At 41.0% G+C, this 18,967-nt stretch carries 17 protein-coding genes and 1 riboswitch; of the genes, 7 read left to right on the top strand and 10 right to left on the bottom strand.

All coding sequences use genetic code 11. The features are described 5' to 3' along the window. Positions 1-461 precede the first annotated feature (461 nt). The gene (locus FTU80_RS13025) at positions 462-1,817 is read left to right on the top strand and encodes an amino acid permease (RefSeq protein ID WP_180085498.1); all 1,356 of its coding nucleotides are present in this window, start codon (positions 462-464) and stop codon (positions 1,815-1,817) included. A 167-nt stretch (positions 1,818-1,984) separates the two neighbouring features. Here FTU80_RS13025 and FTU80_RS13020 read toward each other — a convergent pair whose 3' ends face one another. The 7 genes from FTU80_RS13020 to FTU80_RS12995 all read right to left on the bottom strand — a co-directional run bounded on the left by FTU80_RS13020 (position 1,985) and on the right by FTU80_RS12995 (position 8,869). Then, entirely contained in the window at positions 1,985-3,904 is a 1,920-nt protein-coding gene (locus FTU80_RS13020) for an acyltransferase family protein (protein WP_180085496.1), read from the bottom strand. A gap of 164 nt (positions 3,905-4,068) precedes the next feature. Next, positions 4,069-4,539: a transposase family protein gene (locus FTU80_RS16335; protein ID WP_218949054.1), complete on the bottom strand. Its 471-nt coding sequence runs from the start codon at positions 4,537-4,539 to the stop codon at positions 4,069-4,071. Continuing rightward, complete coding sequence (locus FTU80_RS16330) at positions 4,487-4,897, bottom strand: transposase family protein (protein WP_218949049.1); 411 nt, start codon at positions 4,895-4,897, stop codon at positions 4,487-4,489. The genes FTU80_RS16335 and FTU80_RS16330 overlap by 53 nt, the downstream gene beginning before the upstream one ends. A gap of 120 nt (positions 4,898-5,017) precedes the next feature. Continuing rightward, positions 5,018-5,389, bottom strand: coding sequence for an MmcQ/YjbR family DNA-binding protein (locus FTU80_RS13010; protein WP_218949048.1), 372 nt, complete (start codon positions 5,387-5,389; stop codon positions 5,018-5,020). A gap of 34 nt (positions 5,390-5,423) precedes the next feature. Then, complete coding sequence (locus tag FTU80_RS13005; RefSeq protein WP_180085494.1) at positions 5,424-6,029, bottom strand: murein L,D-transpeptidase family protein; 606 nt, start codon at positions 6,027-6,029, stop codon at positions 5,424-5,426. Positions 6,030-6,141: 112 nt separating this feature from the next. Next, positions 6,142-7,587 carry a YdiU family protein gene (locus tag FTU80_RS13000; RefSeq protein WP_180085492.1) on the bottom strand — a complete coding sequence of 482 codons (1,446 nt, stop codon included), beginning with the start codon at positions 7,585-7,587 and terminating at the stop codon, positions 6,142-6,144. Between the two features lie 121 nt (positions 7,588-7,708). Beyond that, positions 7,709-8,869 (bottom strand): acyl-CoA desaturase, encoded by a 1,161-nt coding sequence (locus FTU80_RS12995; RefSeq protein ID WP_078191233.1) that lies wholly within the window; start codon positions 8,867-8,869, stop codon positions 7,709-7,711. A 190-nt stretch (positions 8,870-9,059) separates the two neighbouring features. On the opposite strand from FTU80_RS12995, the gene FTU80_RS12990 reads away from it, so the two are divergent. Further along, positions 9,060-9,593, top strand: a complete 534-nt coding sequence (locus FTU80_RS12990) for an META domain-containing protein (RefSeq protein ID WP_180085490.1) — start codon at positions 9,060-9,062, stop codon at positions 9,591-9,593. Between the two features lie 66 nt (positions 9,594-9,659). Here FTU80_RS12990 and FTU80_RS12985 read toward each other — a convergent pair whose 3' ends face one another. The 3 genes from FTU80_RS12985 to FTU80_RS12975 all read right to left on the bottom strand — a co-directional run bounded on the left by FTU80_RS12985 (position 9,660) and on the right by FTU80_RS12975 (position 13,043). Beyond that, positions 9,660-10,373: a glycerophosphodiester phosphodiesterase gene (locus FTU80_RS12985; protein ID WP_180085487.1), complete on the bottom strand. Its 714-nt coding sequence runs from the start codon at positions 10,371-10,373 to the stop codon at positions 9,660-9,662. 185 nt (positions 10,374-10,558) lie between these two features. Continuing rightward, positions 10,559-11,143, bottom strand: a complete 585-nt coding sequence (locus FTU80_RS12980; protein WP_180085485.1) for a cob(I)yrinic acid a,c-diamide adenosyltransferase — start codon at positions 11,141-11,143, stop codon at positions 10,559-10,561. A 46-nt stretch (positions 11,144-11,189) separates the two neighbouring features. After that, positions 11,190-13,043: a TonB-dependent siderophore receptor gene (locus FTU80_RS12975; RefSeq protein WP_180085482.1), complete on the bottom strand. Its 1,854-nt coding sequence runs from the start codon at positions 13,041-13,043 to the stop codon at positions 11,190-11,192. A 236-nt stretch (positions 13,044-13,279) separates the two neighbouring features. Beyond that, a riboswitch (cobalamin riboswitch) is annotated at positions 13,280-13,436 on the top strand. Between the two features lie 125 nt (positions 13,437-13,561). On the opposite strand from FTU80_RS12975, the gene FTU80_RS12970 reads away from it, so the two are divergent. The 5 genes from FTU80_RS12970 to FTU80_RS12950 all read left to right on the top strand — a co-directional run bounded on the left by FTU80_RS12970 (position 13,562) and on the right by FTU80_RS12950 (position 18,860). After that, a complete protein-coding gene (locus tag FTU80_RS12970) occupies positions 13,562-15,382 on the top strand; it encodes a TonB-dependent receptor domain-containing protein (RefSeq protein ID WP_180085479.1) in 1,821 nt (606 codons plus the stop codon). 160 nt (positions 15,383-15,542) lie between these two features. Next, positions 15,543-16,184: a phosphoribosylanthranilate isomerase gene (locus FTU80_RS12965; protein ID WP_180085477.1), complete on the top strand. Its 642-nt coding sequence runs from the start codon at positions 15,543-15,545 to the stop codon at positions 16,182-16,184. Continuing rightward, positions 16,168-17,394 (top strand): tryptophan synthase subunit beta, encoded by a 1,227-nt coding sequence (trpB, locus tag FTU80_RS12960; protein ID WP_180024528.1) that lies wholly within the window; start codon positions 16,168-16,170, stop codon positions 17,392-17,394. Before FTU80_RS12965 ends, trpB begins: the two co-directional genes overlap by 17 nt. A 194-nt stretch (positions 17,395-17,588) precedes the next feature. After that, positions 17,589-18,314 carry a CPBP family intramembrane glutamic endopeptidase gene (locus tag FTU80_RS12955; protein ID WP_180085475.1) on the top strand — a complete coding sequence of 242 codons (726 nt, stop codon included), beginning with the start codon at positions 17,589-17,591 and terminating at the stop codon, positions 18,312-18,314. Positions 18,315-18,335: 21 nt separating this feature from the next. Beyond that, positions 18,336-18,860: a DUF1543 domain-containing protein gene (locus tag FTU80_RS12950; RefSeq protein ID WP_180085473.1), complete on the top strand. Its 525-nt coding sequence runs from the start codon at positions 18,336-18,338 to the stop codon at positions 18,858-18,860. Positions 18,861-18,967 lie beyond the last annotated feature (107 nt).

Genomic DNA, 18,967 nt, shown 5'->3' with positions numbered 1-18,967 from the left:
CTCGTTCACTACCGTCAAATTATTCAAAGCATCGCAAAAACATTTTTGATTAGAAGTAGTCCTGTCTCAAACACTTGCGGATGACGTTACCGCGTATCGCTGTTTTATTTGAATCAAATTGCACTTCTGGTGTTACTGCGTAACATCAGTAAGTTACATATAAGTGATCAATCACTGCGGATTCGCTTTTAAAACAGCGCTCAATTGGGCGCTGTTTTTATGATGTAGGGCATATTGCTGTGTGATGAAGCCTCAAAAATATTCAATAAAAGTATAAATTTGAAAAAAATAGGCAAAAGATTGTCTTGACCTAAGTTATTTAAACCAATCAATAAAACTTTACATTTGATGCTCATCTGATCTGTAAAAATACCTTTAAGTTAAAATTGTTGGATATCAAGATGTAGTTCTTAGCGGATGCACAGGCTACAATCCACTTTTTTATAAGATGAGAACATGTTGTGAGCAGCGAAATGCCTCAACTACAGCGCCGATTAAAGAACCGCCATATTCAGCTGATTGCTATGGGCGGGGCGATTGGTACAGGGCTATTTTTAGGTTCTGCGCATATTATTGAGTCTGCAGGGCCTTCGATCATTTTGGGTTATTTGATTGGCGGGTTAATTGCCTTTCTCATTATGCGCCAGCTGGGCGAGATGATTGTACAAGAGCCAGTCACAGGTTCATTCAGTCATTTTGCTTTTAAATATTGGGGCAAGTTTGCGGGCTTTTTAACGGGCTGGAACTACTGGATTCTGTATATTTTAGTGGTGATGACCGAACTGACAGCGATAGGTAAATATGTCAATTACTGGTGGCCGCATGTGCCTACTTGGGTTTCGGTTTTAGTATTTTTTGCAGTGATTACGCTAGCCAATTTAGCCAATGTAAAACTGTATGCAGAATCTGAATTTTGGCTGTCGATGATTAAGGTTGTGGCGATTGTTGCCATGATTATTTTTGGTGTGTATCTGCTACTTACAACAGGCGCAGATTCTACCGCTTCGATTAGCAATTTATGGGTACATGGCGGCTTTTTCCCGCATGGTTTTGAAGGCTTATTCTATATGCTGGCCTTTATGATGTTTGCTTTTGGCGGCATTGAACTGATCAGCATGGCGGCAGCTGAAACTGAAAATCCAGATCAAAACATTCCCAAAGCAGTGAATCAGACTGTAATCCGCGTGTTTTTATTTTATATCTGTTCCTTGGCAGTACTGCTGTCGCTGGTGCCGTGGAATCAGTTGAAACTTGGCGGTTTGGATCATAGTCCTTTTGTGATGATTTTTAATCAGATGGGGATTGATTGGGCGGCGCATTTGCTGAATTTTATTATTTTGACGGCATCCGTTTCGGTCTGTAATAGCGGCATGTATGCCAATAGCCGCATGCTGCTCGGTTTGGCAGAACAGGGCAATGCGCCAAAAGCCTTTAAACAGGTGAATAAGCACGGGACACCGATTGCTGCAGTTTTATTTTCTGCTTTGCTGATTTTTGGCTGTGTGCTGCTGAATTATTTCTTACCTGAAAAAGCATTGAGTTATTTGATTTATATCGTGGTGAGCGCTGCGGTGCTGAATTGGATGCTGATCAGCTTGATTCATTTGAAGTTTAGAAAAGCGATGCAGCAGCAGGGCATACAAACTAAGTTTCCTGCATTATTTGCACCGTTCACCAACTACTTTGTTTTGGTGTTCATGCTGATGATTTTGTACATCATGTGGAATCAGGGTTTTATGCTGTCGGTGCTGATGCAGCCCGTATGGATTTTACTGCTATATGTGCTGTTTAAAGTGATGCAAGCAAAGAAGGTTTAAGATAAGAAAGGCTTAGAGAAGAGCCTTTTAAAGTAAAGTTGTTTAACAACGATGTTGAAAGCGTTTGAAGAAATTGCCTTTAGAAGCAAATAGATTTTAAATTTTAGTTTGTAAATTGACCTAAATGACTTTAAAAAATTAAAGCCATTTAGGTCTGCTTTCATATTTTATGGATTGAAGGCTTCTTTAAACATTGGAACTAAAAGCTTATTCCCATATTCACTTAAATGATTACCATCACGATAAATCGGGCGTCCTTTATATTCAGAAATACATTCATTTCCTTTACATAAAAGTAATGCAGGGTCTAAGACCTTGGCCTGACATTTTGCTGCACTTCCCTGAATAATTTTGCGAATTTCTCCTGATCTTTTTAAATAGGCATCGTGCGAAATAAATATTTTTTCATTGCGCTTGTAGAATACATTCTTAATGATTCTTTGCGGTAAATTGAAACCTACTTCTGGAATCGGTTGCACGATATAAACAGGGTTGGTCTTAGAGGTTTGACATAAAACTTCCGTGAGATTTTTTTGAAATGAAATCATTCGATTCTTTTGAGTGATGTTTGGATTATCATCAAAGTAAACAATAGGTTTAGAACTCTGAGTATCCATGATATCAGGGTCATTTTCTCCAATTAAGTAGCTTGGGTACCTTGCAATGAAAACTATTGGAATATTTATATATTTTTTGGATGCAATTAAGTTCAATCGTTTCTGGTTAATTTCTGGGCAAGGACTTTTATCTTTATAAAACTGTAGATTGGGAAGAAATGGGCAGGCAGAAGTTGTAAATGAAATGATACCGTCAGCTTTCAAATTAAAAGAGGTTGCCACAGAGGTGGTCATTGCATCAGCATGGCTATCTCCAATAACAATGGCCTTAATTTTAGTTGGGTTTCCTATGACACATTCATGTAAATCTTGTTGGTCGCAATCATAAGGATTGGTGTTATTGATTTCTTCGTTGGCTATTTTAGCTGCTTCTGGGAGTCGCGAATCGACACCATCATTAGATTTGAGGAAATGGCCAAAGCCTAAAAGGAATAAAGCGGGATAAATTGCTTTCACTTTATAAATTTCTTTCCAAGATGAATAGCGTGGGAAACGATGCTTTTCAATAGCGTGATAACTTAAGAAACCGCATAAAATTGACAGTGGGATTCCATAGAACCACCAATTTTCGATGCCAAGATAGAAACCCAAAACAACCAAGGGCCAGTGCCAAACATAGATGGAATAAGACCATTTACCAATGTGCCTAAAAACAGGATTGTTAATGAAAACATTCTGTTGGTACTGACTCACAATAATTAAATACGCACCAAGGACGGGAATAAGCGCCATATAACCTGGCCAAAGAGTATCTTTAGAGATAAAGATATACGATGCTAGAATCAGCACGAGCCCTAAGCACTGGGTCATAAGCTGTGATTTTTTGGTGTTTAAGGACCAAGGATAGAGGAATGCTAAACCACCTATGAGCATTTCCCATGCACGGCTAGTCAGTAAAAAATAGGCAGTTTTGCTGTCTTTATAGGTTGCATATATACAATAAATAAAGCTGACTAAAAACAGCCCAAGCACTACACGTTTTAAATTATGAAGGCTTAAATATTTTTTTAGAATCAAAATGATAAGTGGAAAAAATATATAAAATTGCCACTCAACAGACAAAGACCATGTATGTAACAACCATTTAGTATGCTCAGCAGTATCGAAATAGCCCCCACCTTTTGAAAAAAGAATATTGGAGATAAAGAAAGAGCTTTTTTCGATTTGTCGCCCTAAATCTTTATAATCAACAGGGGCTAGATAGAACCAGCCAAATATGACTAAAACGATAGTCATCGTGGCTAAAACAGGAATAATTCGGTTTGCACGTGCGGTATAAAATTTAAATAGATTAAATGTATTTTTTTCAATTCCAATAAAAATAATGGCTGTCATCAAAAAGCCAGAAATGACAAAGAAGACATCTACACCAGCAAAACCACCAGTTAACCAGTGTGGACAAAAGTGAAAAAGTACAACTGCCAATACAGCTATTGCCCGCAGTCCATTGATATCGTGTCTAAATTGCATAAATAAAATTATTAATTATTAAACTTGTGGGGATTTTAACTTTAATTGGAGAATGATCGATTGAAATTTTAAAAGTTTTTTGGATGCTATTAAACGTATGATGAGATTTTTGATTGGCCCTATACTGTCTTGATAGAGCTAATATATTAGACTTCTTTCATAATTCATTTTTTGCTCAGCTCTAAATTATAGATTCCCACAATTAAATTGAATCTTAAGCCCAGTCTTTTTCCTCGATTACGATATCGCTCGGCAAGGATTTTGAAAGTTTTTAAACTACCAAATACATGCTCAACCCCAATTCTTCTTTTGTTGATTTCTTGATTATAGATTTTTAGTTCTGGATCCAATTTACAGCGCTTTTTTGCTTTTAATGGCAACAAGCTATTTGGATACATTGCATAAATCCCTTGATAGCCTTTATCTGCAAGGATAAAGGCACCTGCCGGAATCTGATGTAAGTTTCGTTTGAAGAGTTCGAAATCATGTACAGCACCACGATCAGTGCATAAACTCAGAATTTGCTGAGTTCTATAATGAATGATGGCCTGGACTTTGAAAGTATGTGCCTTCTTTTTGCCACTATAGCTTTTCTTCTGTTTTTTTAGGTCTTTGTATTGGAATTTCTGTGGCATCAACAATCACCACGTTCCAGTCGATGCCTTCGCCCTCAGGCAAATGCTTCGGTAAATTAAATAAATTGGACTTGATCAGGCAGTCCTCTACATGACGGACAATTCTTGAAGCAGTCGGCTCTGACACACCATAACTTGTTGCAACATGGAACAAGGTTCGGTATTCGCGCCAATAACTTAAGCACAGAAGGATTTGATCTTCTATGCTCAATTTAGTTGGTCTACCTTTAGCAGGAACACGCATTTTCAGTTGTTCAACCATTAAATCAAAGGTTGACCATGATATGCCGGTGTATCGCTTAAACTGTGTTTCAGAAAGCTTCTTTGAATCGATATATTTCATCCGCAGATTATGCATGAATATTTAAAATTCTTCGGTACAAATAATCAGCAAGAGACTGTTCGTTTTTTGATTTATGAAAGAGGCTTATTGTATCTATTAAAAAATTTAGATGTTTATAAATTGTAGTTAGTGTATTCATATTAAACGGAGCAATTCAATCCTCTGCCGTTGTCCTTTCTTTAACTTCGACACCACCAATTCATAAGAATTTAGCACCAAATCCTGCAGCAGTTCTTCTTCCAATTCTTCATCTGCAAATACAGAAATCCAATGCTGCTTATTCATATGCCAGCCTGCACGAATAAAGGGATAAATATCTCTAAGCATTGAGCCATTGTCTGGCAGCACTTTTAAATTGATGACTGCTTTGCCTTCTAAATGAAAACTCAGCATAAAAACCTTATCCATCACCTTAAACACATCACAGCCTTCACCAAATGGCTGGCTGCACGTGGTTTCAGGCAGGGCTAAGGCCGTCTTAGCTGCTACAGCATGTAATGCAATCATAAGGGATAACCAAAATAAGCCTGAGCGTTAAAGCCTAAGGATGAATATGAATAACGGTATCATTATTTACCAATTGCCAAATTTCATCCATATCAATATTACGCACTGCAATACAGCCCCAAGTCCAATCTTTTTGTGGGAAATAAGTCATCAGTTGTGGTGCAGCTTTCATTTGTAAACTGGTCGCCGAACCATGAATCATAATGTCACCACCTGCAGAAACCCCTAAATCTTTAGCTTTCTGTTTATCGGTCGCATTGGGGTAAGAGATATGCAAGGACTTATAAAATGAACTTTGCGGATTGCGCCAATCAATCATATAGCTGCCTTCAGGCGTTTTGCCATCACCTTCTTGAACTTTATGTCCAAGCGGTTGAAAACCCAGACGCATCGGGTAACGCCGAATGACTTGATCCTGATGTTTTAATTCCAAATAACGCTGAGCTTTATGTACCTGAATATTGTCGATCGGCGTTTCTGTGCGAATTTTTTGAATTTGTGCATCGCTTAATTCAGGTGGAAAGGCCAGTGCATTGGCAGGTGTAGGCAGATATTTTTCAAATTTTTGATAGGCAAAGTAGGCTACCGCAATACAGAGGAGGGTAGCGAAACTAAAGATCGTGATATTTTTTCTTGTCATTGTAATTTAGTGGATAAACTGCTTTCGCAGTCCATCGATTTCTGAATTGTGGATAATGTTTAAATTATCCACAATTTTGATTCGAGTGAAATGTGGATTTGTGGATAATTTTTTAAGACGAGCAGCTGACCATCACTTCAGGCACATCACTTGGTAAAGGTCCTAAATCTTCAGTTTTTTCTAGGTCAGGTTGTTTAGTAAATGGTTGGCTCAATAATGTAAACAAACGCTCAACTTCTGAAAAATCATTGCGTTCAGCAAGCTCAATCGCCTTTTGCGCCATATGGTTACGCAAGATATATTGCGGATTGGCCTGTGCCATTGCTGCATCTAAAGCATCGGTGTCCTGATGCGCACGGATGCTTTCATATTGTGCCAAGAAACTTTCAAATGCACGTCGGTCAAGGCAATCATCTTTAATGGCTTCATATTCATGATTTTGCAGACGGATAAAGCTTTGCGTGTAATCCAGCTGCTCACTTTGCAGAATACGCAAAAAGGCCATGGCGCAGTCGAAGCTGTCTTTATGGAAACTTGGCAGGCCCATTTTCTGAGCTAAGCCCAATTTATAATGTTCCAAGAAGGTCAGTTCAAAATGCTCTAAGCACTTAGCTAAATCGTCTTTCCATTGCTCTTTGTCATAGTCTGTAGGGCAGAGCGGAACGAGATTATTCAGCCATTGCCAGAGATTCCAATGACCAATGCTCGGCTGCTGCTGATAGGTATAGCGGCCTTGGTAGTCCGAATGGTTATTGATCCAGTTTGGACGGAAGCGCTCCATAAATCCATAAGGTCCAAAATCGAGCGTTGAACCAGTAATATTCAGATTGTCAGTATTCATCACGCCATGTGCGAAACCAATGAGCTGCCATTTGGCAATCATCACTGCGGTACGCTGAATGACTTGAGTGGCAAAAGCTAAAATCGGTTGTTCGGCATCCAAGCATTCAGGGTAGTGCCATTCAATGCATTTTTGCGTGAATTCAGGTAGTAAATCACCCTGATATTGATTGATCCATTCAAAATGTCCCAATCGGATATGACAGTCAGATGTACGTAGCATCATCGCGCCAAGCTCGAGTTTTTCACGCTGTACGCCTTGCTCAGAACTGGTAAAACCTACTGAATTACTCGATGCAACACCTAAGCTGTTCAGCGTATGTCCTGCCAAATATTCACGAATGGTCGAGCGCAGCACCGCACGGCCATCACCCATGCGTGAATAAGGTGTAGAACCTGCACCTTTGAGATGGAGGTCAATGGTTTGCCCATGTTTATCGATGATTTGCGCAATCAATAAGCCGCGTCCATCGCCTAATTGGCCTGCCCATTGTCCAAACTGGTGACCTGCATAGACCATGGCCAAAGGTTCAAATTCAGCAAAGGTTTTTTGTCCGCTACAGATGTCTACCCAAGCCTGTTTATCTGCTTCTGACCATTGCAGCTCATCTGCAAGAGCGGCATTAAAATGCCCAGCTTTTGCGCCTTTTAAAGGTACAGGCTGCTGATGATGGTACAGGCGAGGTGGCAGGGTGTTATAGCGGGCATTGAACAGCATAATGATCTTTAAAAATTCAAACTATGTTGAAACTATAGCAAAGACCAGATAGAAAAACTGTAGCTTAAAATCAATAAAGCCCCCACTAGGGAGGCTTTATCATTTGAGAGGCTTAAAAGAATTAAGCGGTTTTCTTTTTCAAGTTACGCATCAATTGATTCAGTGTTTCACGGTGCTGTGACAAACGCTGTTCAACTTGTAGGAATTCAAGTTTGAGTTTGTCATCCATCTGATGAATTTTTTCAGCAACTGCTGTTTTCTTCGCTTGAATTTCCTGTTCTTTTAATTTTGCCCAGTCATTCAAAGTTTGCGAAAACGCATCATATTCTTGAGAAATACGTTGCTTAGCGGTCGCAATATCATCGGTCATGTTGAGACCATAGATCGCAAGGTCTTGTTCCGCATACTTGAACTTCATAGCCAACTCAGCTTTTTTAATATTAAAGCTAGGAATACGGCGTAAATTTTTGGCAAGGCCTAATTTAGAGCAGCTCCAAATCAACCATTTTGTTGGATCGTATTGCCACCATTTCACACCATTACGGTAGTCGTATTGGAAAATATGGTGATAGTTATGATAACCCTCACCCCAAGTAGCAATAGCTAACCAGAAGTTATCACGCGCGGTATTTTCGTCAGTATATGGACGTTTACCCCACATGTGGCACAGTGAGTTAATAAAGAACGTCACATGATGGCTCAAGATTAGACGCATTAAACCGCCCAATAATAGAACGCCCCACATATCGCCTACAGCCCAACCAATTGGCACTAAAATCGCTGCATGTACAGCAATCACCAATGGAATGTAGTATTTATCTTGGAACAAAACGACTTTATCTTTTAAAAGATCTGGCGCGTTTTTGTAGTTCGGTTCTGCTGCTGGATAATCACGAAGCATCCACCCGATATGGGCATACCAGAAACCACGATTAATCGAGTATGGATCTTGGTCAATATCGTCTACATGACGGTGATGTGTACGGTGACCTGAAGCCCAGAACAAAATACTGTTCTGAACAGCAAAAGTACCCATGAGCATTAAAATGATTTTTAAAGGCAAGGTTGCTTCATAAGCACGGTGTGCCCATAAGCGGTGATAACCTGCGGTAATACCTAAACTGCTGACACCCAGTAAAACAAACATACTGATCCAAGCAGCGGCACTAAAATCATGATTAATGGCATATAACGGAATTGCAATAACTGCGACAATAGGTAAAAACACCAATGCAAAAATAGCAATCCAGTTCATTGGGGCTTTGGGTAGGGGAGCATTCATCTCCAACAGCACTCCTGAAACCTTGGGAGGTATAGATAGGACAAATCCCATTAATTTTTTAAGGGATTTTAAACGTACAGAATAGTAGCACGGGAAAACCCGTTTTCACCACTGTTATTGTACAGTTGTATTGTTCTAAACAGTAACATAATACGACTGAAGTTATTTGACTTTTTGTGGGGTAAAAAAGATGCTAAAAAAACAGCAAAATCGTCAAAATAATCCGCAGCTTTTGGTCAAACACTGTATCTGGGGCGGCTTTCTGATCAGTTGTCTGGGACTCATGGCCTGTCAAAGTTCTCCGACGCAGAAGGTGACTACAAAGTCACAAGGGGAGTCACATGGCAACAGCGTTGAACAGCCATTAAAAGTCATTCGCGTGAATGATGGGGTACAAGATATTCCGTGGACGATTGTGCAAATTGCAGGGCAAAAAGCCAAGTTCTTTCATCATCAACCTTATTTGCAGTTCAGTTCACAATTTCGCCAAATTCAAGGTAATACAGGATGTAATAACATCAGTGGCACTTATGTGATTGATACCTTAAAACACAGCATTGATTTGAATGCGCGAGCAGGCTATTTCAGTTGTGATTCGGCTTTGGCTCAAGAGGCTGAACTTTCAGATGCATTGCAATCCGCAACACGGTTTCAAATTCAAGCGAAACAGATGACGATGCAAAACAGTCGGGGTCAAACTGTGTTGGTTTTAGAACGAAAATAAATAAGTTGAGAAAGCCGCGTGTTGATCGAGAAGTACATTACACAAATCTAGGGGAATAAAGCAGCATTAAAAATGCTGCATCATCAATTTAGGATAGTCGGTAATTAAGCCGTTAATGCCCCAATCTTTAAGCTGTTTAGCACGATCAACGTCGTTGACAGTCCACACGCTCACATTTAATTTTGCCTGCTGTGTGGCCTGAATAATGTCTGAATTGGCGAGTTGGTTCATCCAACCAATTTGAATACAACCCAATTCGAGTGCTTGTTCAATCGCTTTAAATTTCACGTCTGTTTCAACCAGTAGCCCGCGTTTGAAGCTAGATTTTTTCTGTTGCAAAGCAAGATGAATTTTAGGGTCAAAACTGGTAATCACAGCGGAATGTTCAAAGCCTTGAAGTTGTTGTTCTAATGTTTCAGTCAGCGCTTCAGCTTCAGCTTGTGTCTTCACCGCTTTCACTTCAACTTCAATATGATCGAAGTTATGAATAATTTTAAGCGTTTGTTCGAGCATAGGCGTCGGTTCAACTTTGTTCCATTCTGACCAAGTCACAGCATGGTTATAGGGTTCTAGTTCAGAACTTTCGCATTCATATAGATGTTTATCTTGACCTGCCGTTCGCATAAATTGGTCATCATGCATGATCACTAGGGCACGATCTTTCAGTTGCCGAACGTCAAATTCGACAGCACGAATCCCTAAATCTTGAATATATTGAAAACCGCCAAGGGTGTTTTCAGGTGCTTCGCCACGAGCGCCACGGTGTCCGATTATGCGCATAAAGGGCCTGCAAAATTGAAAGATAAAAACATAGTGTCCTGTAAGCATGACAGGGAGATGACACTATTATTTTGAGCCGATCATTTTGAATTACAAGAATGATCGGACGAAATGTTTCAATTTATTTCAATGTAAAATAGACTTTTAATTGGTCAAAGGATTTGAGCAATTCTTGAATCCAAAACTTATTGATCAATCGTGTCATTAATATTTTTCTGCCACAGCACCTCAGAACCACCTTCAGCGCGTTGTAATGTACGCGATGCGACAAATAACCAGTCAGAGAGTCGGTTAAGTAGCTGCAATGACGGCGCTTGAATGTTCTGGTCACGGTTATGTACAGCCATTAAACGACGTTCTGCACGGCGGCAAACTGCACGAGCTTGATGGGCAAAGCTGCACACCAATGTTCCTGATGGCAGGATAAAGTCTTTGAGCATTGGCAGCGCTTCATTCATACGGTCAATGTCATTTTCCAAAAACTCAATTGACACAGGTTGTACCAAGTTGAAGTTTGGAATGCAGACTTCACCGCCAAGGTCGAATAACCAATGCTGAATCAGGCTGAGGGATTTATCCCAAGTCGCTTTGTCTTCAATACTGCTAAGTGCGATGTGCGAACGCAGAATACCAATGCTTGAATTGAGTTCATCGACATCGCCTAAGGCTTCAATGCGTAAATCATCCTTAGCAATACGTGATCCGTCGCCTAAACCTGTCGTTCCTGAATCGCCTGTGCGGGTATAAATTTTACTTAAACGGTGGCCCATTTTAATTGTCCATTTTTTGATTAAAAGTTGAATAAAGTGATGTGTATTAATATTTAACAGTGACGCCGATAGAGGCTAAACGCCCGCCATTTAAATAGAATTTGCCGTCGAAATTGCCAGCAGAAGCCGTTTTATATTGAACATCGCCGACATTTTGAATATTGCCAAAGAAGCGCAGTTGCTCGTTGGGTTGGTAATAACTATTGAAATCAATCTGAGCATGTCCAGGGATCACATCCTCATCATAATTACTGCTGTCTGAATGGCTGTTCGCACTCAGCGTTGTTGACAGCCCATAATGTTCATCAGCCCAACCAGCTGACAATGCCAGTTTTTGACGTGGGCGGCGGCTCAAATCCAAACCTGTTTTATCATTTTTTGCTTGATTGTAGCTATAACTGGCCTTTGTAAAAAATGCCTCATTGCTCCAATTCACATAGACTTCTGAACCTTGAATGGTCACTGCATCAATATTGGCAAACTTCCAGTTATTGTTGGGATCAGAATCAATAAGGTTATCAATTTCAGTTCTGTAGATAGACAAACCAGTTTTTAGTTGTGGTGTCATTTGTAGGTCTAGCCCAATTTCATAGGATTGACTTTCTTCGGGTTTTAAGTCAGGGTTTGCATAGTCGCCATAATATAAGTCGTTCATGGTTGGCGCTTTAAATGCTGTACCAATATTGGCATAGCTACTAAACAACGGCGTGAAAAAATAACGCGCAGCAACTTGTCCGACCGTGTGTTGACCATATTTTTCATGGTCTTCACGACGAATACCCGCTTGAGTTTTTAATTTATCAGTTTGATATTGGTGCTGTAGATAATAACCCGTACTGTTTAAGTCTTGATGAAAAGACTCTGCAGTTTTTAGCGTTGATGTTTCTAGCTGCCGATGGGTAATGCCTGCAATGATGTTCTGAGACGGCGTCATTTGCTGTTTTGCGGTCAGTTCATATTCAGTGGATTCATAATGGGTCTGTTCAAAGATTTTGAGCTGTTCCAACTCATCTTTAAAATAAGACACGCGAGCATTCAGGGTCAGCTGATCTGTGGGGTTGAAGCGTGACTTCAGGGTTGCAATTTGATTTTTAAAATCTTGCGACTTTTGCTCATATTGCAGTGAATTCCAGCTGTATTGCTCATATTGAGCATTACCTTGGTTTTCAGAATAATCCAATGAAGTGCCAAAGCGTGTTTCTTCATAGCCAAATTTGGCAGACACGCCTTTTTGATTAAAGCTAGAAGCTCTGGCATTTTCATGTTCATGAATCAGTGTGCCGTCGGTTTCTAAACGCTGTCCACGAATTTGCGCATAAAAACCTTGCTTGGCTAGGTCTACCCCGACAGTACTTTTATAGGTTTGATTTTCACCTATTTCAGCGCTGATAAAAGCTGCATTTTTTTCAGGGGTTTTGCTAATGATTTGTACCACACCACCAATGGCATTGGTGCCATAAAGGACAGATGCTGGGCCTTTTAAAACCTCAATCTGCTTAATGTCTGTGGTATCTATAAAATTATTTGGCGCTAAACCGCTGGCATCATTATTTAAACGGACACCGTCACGCAATACCAAAGTGTGGTCTGACTCTGTGCCACGTAAAAAAAATGAAGCTTGTTGTCCATAGCCACCCAGCTGCACCATATTGATAGAAGCATCACTCATTAATAAATGTGGAAATGATGCAATTGGTGATTGATCTATGAGCGACTCATCAATAATGGAAATACGTGCTGGCACATTTTCTAATTTTTCTTGTGAGCGTGTTGCCGTGACGACAATGGTGTCCAATTTAGGTTGTGCAATGGAATCTGCTGCAACAGATATTTGGGAGCTAAAAATACAAAGGGCAGATATGCCAGCTGCAAGAGCAGTCGGCTGAAAAGGAAAAGGCATACAAAGCTCCATGCATTTACCCCACGTAAATGATTGAGTGATAGAACACAGTGAGCAGGTATCGGACTGGCAAGGCATTGCTTGCACACCGTTGCGGGGGCAGTGTTGTGGAAACTTCCCATGCCAACTGTTGTGAATGGCTTAAGTATAGAGAACTCCGATTTATCGAACAATCAAATCTATCGGGCATTTTAGTGTTGCTGCATATTCAGCTTGACTTGCTGTGGGGCAGAAACTAATCTGCCCATGCTTCAGGTGCTTCCTTAATTGAGAAGTGAAACTGGGAAGTCAGTCCAGCAGTATAGAGCTGTTGTTATCTGACACTGCCCCCGCAACGGTGAATCGTTATTCATAACGTAAGTCCGGAGACCGGCCTGATGCAGACCTATTCATAATGCGGCGGGCGTTATAGCGGGATTGCATCATTGCGCCAATATTGGCCTTGCATTGCTGACCCTGAATCCGCCTGCGTTATCCATTTTATTATTCGCACGGGCGGTGCGATCGGGGAATACAGCATGCATTCTTTTTCTAAGACTCTTATCGGGTCGCTTTTTGTTTTATCTCCACTTTCTGCTGCGATGGCAGTAGACCAAGTTTATCAACTTCCAGTGATTACCAACACGGTTGCCAATATTGTTGAGCAAGACGCACAAAAAACCTTGGCGGCAGTCACCGTAATCAACCGTGAAGAAATTGAACGCAAGCAATTTACTTCTTTACAAGAATTGCTTCGTACAGTGCCGGGCGTAACGTATACCAACTCTGGTGGTTTAGGTCAGCCAACCAGTATTTCAATTCGTGGTACAGGTTCTACTGCGGTATTGGTATTGGTGGATGGTCAAAAACTGGGTTCGGCAACTTCTGGCCAAACTTCATTTGAGCATTTGCCAGTTGATCAAATTGAACGTGTAGAAGTGGTCAAAGGTCCGCGCTCAAGTTTATATGGTTCTGAAGCTGTAGGCGGTGTGATTCAAATCTTCACCCGTAAAGGGACGCAAAATGGCGTAAAACCATTTGCTTCGCTCAAGTATGGTTCACATGAAACTTACGATGCAAATGTCGGTGTGAATATTCTTCAGGATAATTCTTGGGCGACGCTGAGTTTGGCAGGCTTGAAAACACAAGGTTTAGATGTAACAACTTTGCCGACTGAAAAAGATAAAGATGGTTATGAAAACTATTCTGCGTCAATTAAAGCGGGTCATCAGTTTAATGATCAATTTGCAGCTGATTTTAATGTTCTCTATGTAAATGGCGAAACAAATTACGATAGTCCATATAACCTAAATCCTTATAACAAGGTTGAACAAAATGTGTATGGCGTTGGCTTTAGCTATTCTCCTGTAGATCTTTGGAAAACGCAGCTTAAATTTGGCCGTTCAGAAGATAAATACGAAACCTTTAGTGCAGATAAATCAACTGGTGTATTTGATACCACAAAAGACAGCATCAGCTGGTTAAACACATTATCTTTCAATGCAAACAACACACTATTGGTGGGTGTGGATTACTTAAATGATCAAGTCGACAGCACCACCAATTACGATGAAAAAGAGCGTGATAATGTCGGTTACTATGCGCAATATCTTGGCGATTTTGGTCGAGTTAACCTACAAGCTGCTATTCGTTTAGATGATAACGAACAGTTTGGTGATCACACCACAGGCAATGCCGCTGTTGGTTATTCATTTAATGACAACTACAGCACTTTTGTTTCATACGGTACAGCTTTCCGCTCACCGACATTTAATGACTTATATTATCCGGGTTGGTCAAATCCAAATCTAGTACCTGAAGAGTCTGAAAACATTGAAATTGGATTCAAAGGGTCGCAATGGCTGAACTGGTCTGTTTCTACCTTCCATAATGAAATTGATAATATGATTTCAGGCGGAACCAATATTGCAAAAGCAAAAATTAAGGGTGTGGAAGCTGAGTTCGGACAGTCACTGGGCAACTTCACGTGGAACTTAAACTATACTTATCAAGAGCCTGAATATAATTCTGGGGCGACCAAAGGTAATCAAATTGCGGGTCGTGCAGGCCAATTATTGAATGTATCTGCAGATTATACGATGGATAAATGGACGCTAGGTGGCTCTGTACACGCAGAAGACCAGCGTTATAAGGATGCCGCTAATACAACAAGCTTTGGCAGTTTTGCGACAGCAGATGTACGTTTAACCTATCAAGCGACCCCTGAATTTTCTGTACAAGCCAAACTTGCCAATATGTTTGATAAAGAATATTACACCGTGTATGACTCATTTGATGACTATTACTACCGTCAAGACGGCCGTACTGCTTGGCTAACCTTACGTTATGCAATGAAATAATTGAATCAATTATTCAAAAAGCTCTGATCATTCAGGGCTTTTTATTTTTGCGCAGTAATCATGCTGAAAATCCACGCAATGCATGAAAATTGCATTACAATGATTCGCCTTCATATTCATAGATGGGCTATGAATAGGGCGGAGTTAGAGCCAAAACAACATGCGAACCCGTGCCAAAATCTGCGGAATTACACGTATTCAAGATATTCAATCTGTCGTCCAAGCTGGCGTAGATGCGATCGGATTTGTATTCTTTGCGCCAAGTCCGCGCAGTGTAACGGCAGTGCAGGCTGCTGAACTGATTCAGCATGTGCCGCCGTATGTGCAGACCGTCGGTTTATTCGTGAATGCATCGGCTGCAGACATACAGGATATTTTAAAAAATTCGCCTGTAGACATCCTGCAGTTTCATGGTGATGAAAGCCCTGAACAGTGCCAAACGATTGCGCAGTCCGTTGGGCGCCGCTGGTATAAAGCCATTCAGATGAAACCTGAACTGGATGTGATTGCCGAAATCCAAGCCTTTCAACAGGCTGGGGCAAGCGCCGTACTATTGGATGCATGGCATCCAGAACTGAAAGGCGGTACAGGGCATAGCTTTGACTGGGCACAGTTCCCAAAACTCGATATTCCTTTAATTTTGGCAGGCGGTTTAACTCCGACCAATATTGAAGATGCGATTCAGACCACAGGCGCTTACGCCGTAGATGTGAGTGGTGGTGTAGAATCGGCAAAAGGTATTAAAGACCAACAACTCATAGAACGCTTTATGCAAGGAGTCCATCGTGGATCAGCAAAATAAGATTGACTATACCCAATTCCCTGACGCACAAGGGCATTTCGGTATTCATGGCGGGCGTTTTGTGTCAGAAACTCTAATGGCAGCACTTAAGGACTTAGAAAAGCTCTATTTCCGCATGAAAGATGATGCCCAGTTTTTGGCAGAATTCGACCGTGACTTGGCGTATTACGTCGGTCGTCCTAGTCCTTTGTATTATGCTGAACGATGGTCGAAAGAGTTGGGTGGTGCGCAAATTTATTTAAAACGTGAAGACCTGAACCATACAGGTTCACATAAAGTGAATAACACCATTGGTCAGGCTTTGCTGGCTAAGCTTTCAGGTAAAAAACGTATTATTGCCGAAACAGGTGCGGGTCAGCACGGTGTAGCAACGGCAACGATTGCAGCGCGTTTAGGCCTTGAGTGTGTGGTGTTTATGGGGGCGGAAGACGTAAAACGTCAAGCCATGAACGTGTACCGTATGCGTTTATTGGGTGCGACTGTTGTACCTGTGGAAAGCGGTTCAAAAACATTGAAAGATGCGATGAACGAAGCAATGCGTGACTGGGTAACCAATGTTGACTCTACTTATTATGTGATTGGTACTGTGGCTGGCCCACACCCATATCCGCAATTGGTTCGTGATTTCCAATCGATCATTGGCCGTGAAGCACGTAAACAGATTCAAGAACAAGCAGGCCGTCTGCCAGATGCCTTGGTGGCATGTGTGGGCGGCGGTTCAAATGCAATGGGCTTATTCTATCCATTCTTAAATGATGAAGATGTGAAAATGTACGGTGTTGAAGCGGCAGGCTACGGCATTGAAACGGGCAAGCATTCTGCACCATTAAACGCAGGTCATGTCGGTGTACTTCACGGTAACCGTACGTACTTGATGTCAGATGATCAAGGTCAAATCATTGAAACACATTCAATTTCTGCAGGTCTAGATTATCCAGGTGTAGGCCCTGAGCATAGTTTCCTCAAAGATATGCACCGTGTGAACTATGTGCCAATCAATGACACTGAAGCGCTACAAGGCTTCCGTGATTTAACCCAAATTGAAGGTATTATCCCTGCATTGGAAAGCTCACATGCGATGGCTTATGTGACGAAACTTGCGCCGACCATGGACAAAGACCAAATCATTATTGCGACTGTATCAGGCCGTGGTGATAAAGACTTAATGACCGTTGCCCGCATTGATGGCGTGGAAATGGTTGAGATGTAAACTCCTTTAAACCTCTCCCTTTGGGAGAGGTTTGGAGAGGGTGAATTAAAAATCGCGAAGAAGTCATTCCGCGCGATTTTTTTTGGGCTGAAAATTTTATTAAGGCAAATCACTACAAAACTGATGCAGAATAAAAGTGTGAAATAAATCACAATACTGTGTAAATTTTATTGCTTTAGAAAGACTTTATAACAATGACGTTTACCCAATTGGTTCGTGCAGAATCCTTTCCAACCCATATTTATTGGCAATGGCGTGATACTTTTGCGCTGTGCATTCTTCCGCTGATCTTGTTCAACAGTTATGTCTTAGACCAATATTTTGGTGTTTCAGCTCAGGTTGCTTTGGGTGATTCGATCTTTCGCGGTATTTTATTTATTGCCGTGTGTTGGCTCTATAAAACGATGCTGTATACGCACTGGCAAAAGTATAAACAGGCCTTTTGGCGTTCAAGCCTGTTGGTGGTTGTCGGTGCAGTCGTCTTACAAGTAGTGATTTCTTTTACACGCAGTCTGTTGCCAGTGGGAGAGAGCATTGAAAAAGAATCGACCATTGATCCTAATACGATTGCGTTTTTTAGCTTGCTGATCATCAGCCTTGGGCCATTATTTACCGCTTTGCTTGAAGATATTATTTTCCGCTATACCTTGCTGCAAAAGCTGTTTGTACAGCCGTGTCTATGGCGAGTGATTTTGGTCTTACTGAACTCAATCTTATTCGGCTTGATTCATTATCATAATTTCGATGGCGATTTGATTGCGACCATCAGTTTTATGGCGGCAGGCCTATTTCTCAACCTCATCTATTTGTGGACGCGTAACATTTGGCATGTCTTACTCATTCATTTCGTTAACAATGCAGTACTATCGCTAGGCGGCGTGATTTTATTGAAATTGCTTCAGCCCTATGTGGGCAGTTGAAGTCAAAATAGGGGGAAGATTGTGTCCAGTTTATTTATGGTGATGCTCGGCGGACGCCATCCAAGAGCAAATATTGAAGTGCATGACGTCATTCTTGCAGTGGGTAACGCATTAGAAGAGGTTTATCCGCAACTGAGAACGGCATGGTTTGGTGAGCAAAAAGGCTTACATATTGATGCTTGGGCACAAGTACATACAGTCAGCACTGAAAATCGACATTATCGCATCCAATTTTGTGATGCTGCGCCCCGAGCTGAAGATGAAAAATTATGGCTGATTAATCTCGGGGGATATGATGCTCGCGAATTTGGTGAATCACATCGTTATGTTTTGGTGACAGGACAAAATGCCAGCGTTGCAAAACAACGGGGCAAAGCTTTTTTTGAGTCACATTGGCAAAAACAACATACCGACCGAACCCTAGATGTCGATGATTGTATTGCGATTGATCATGTCTATGGGCGCTATATCGAATTGGTTGAAACGCCGCATAGCCAACAAAATTCATGGAAAAATGATTACATCTTAATAAATGAACATTTGTGATGATTAAGAGCTGAAATGTCAGCTTTTATATTTTTTTGTGATATTCGCCTGAAATCAGATGGATTGTCTTTTCAGGCGTTAAATAATAGGCATAATAACATTCAGGA

This window comes from Acinetobacter sp. YH12145 (genome assembly GCF_013418335.1).
GTDB classification, from domain to species: domain Bacteria; phylum Pseudomonadota; class Gammaproteobacteria; order Pseudomonadales; family Moraxellaceae; genus Acinetobacter; species Acinetobacter amyesii.
The sequence above is the reverse complement of the archived record's forward strand: the minus strand, read 5'-3'. Positions and strand labels throughout refer to the sequence as shown.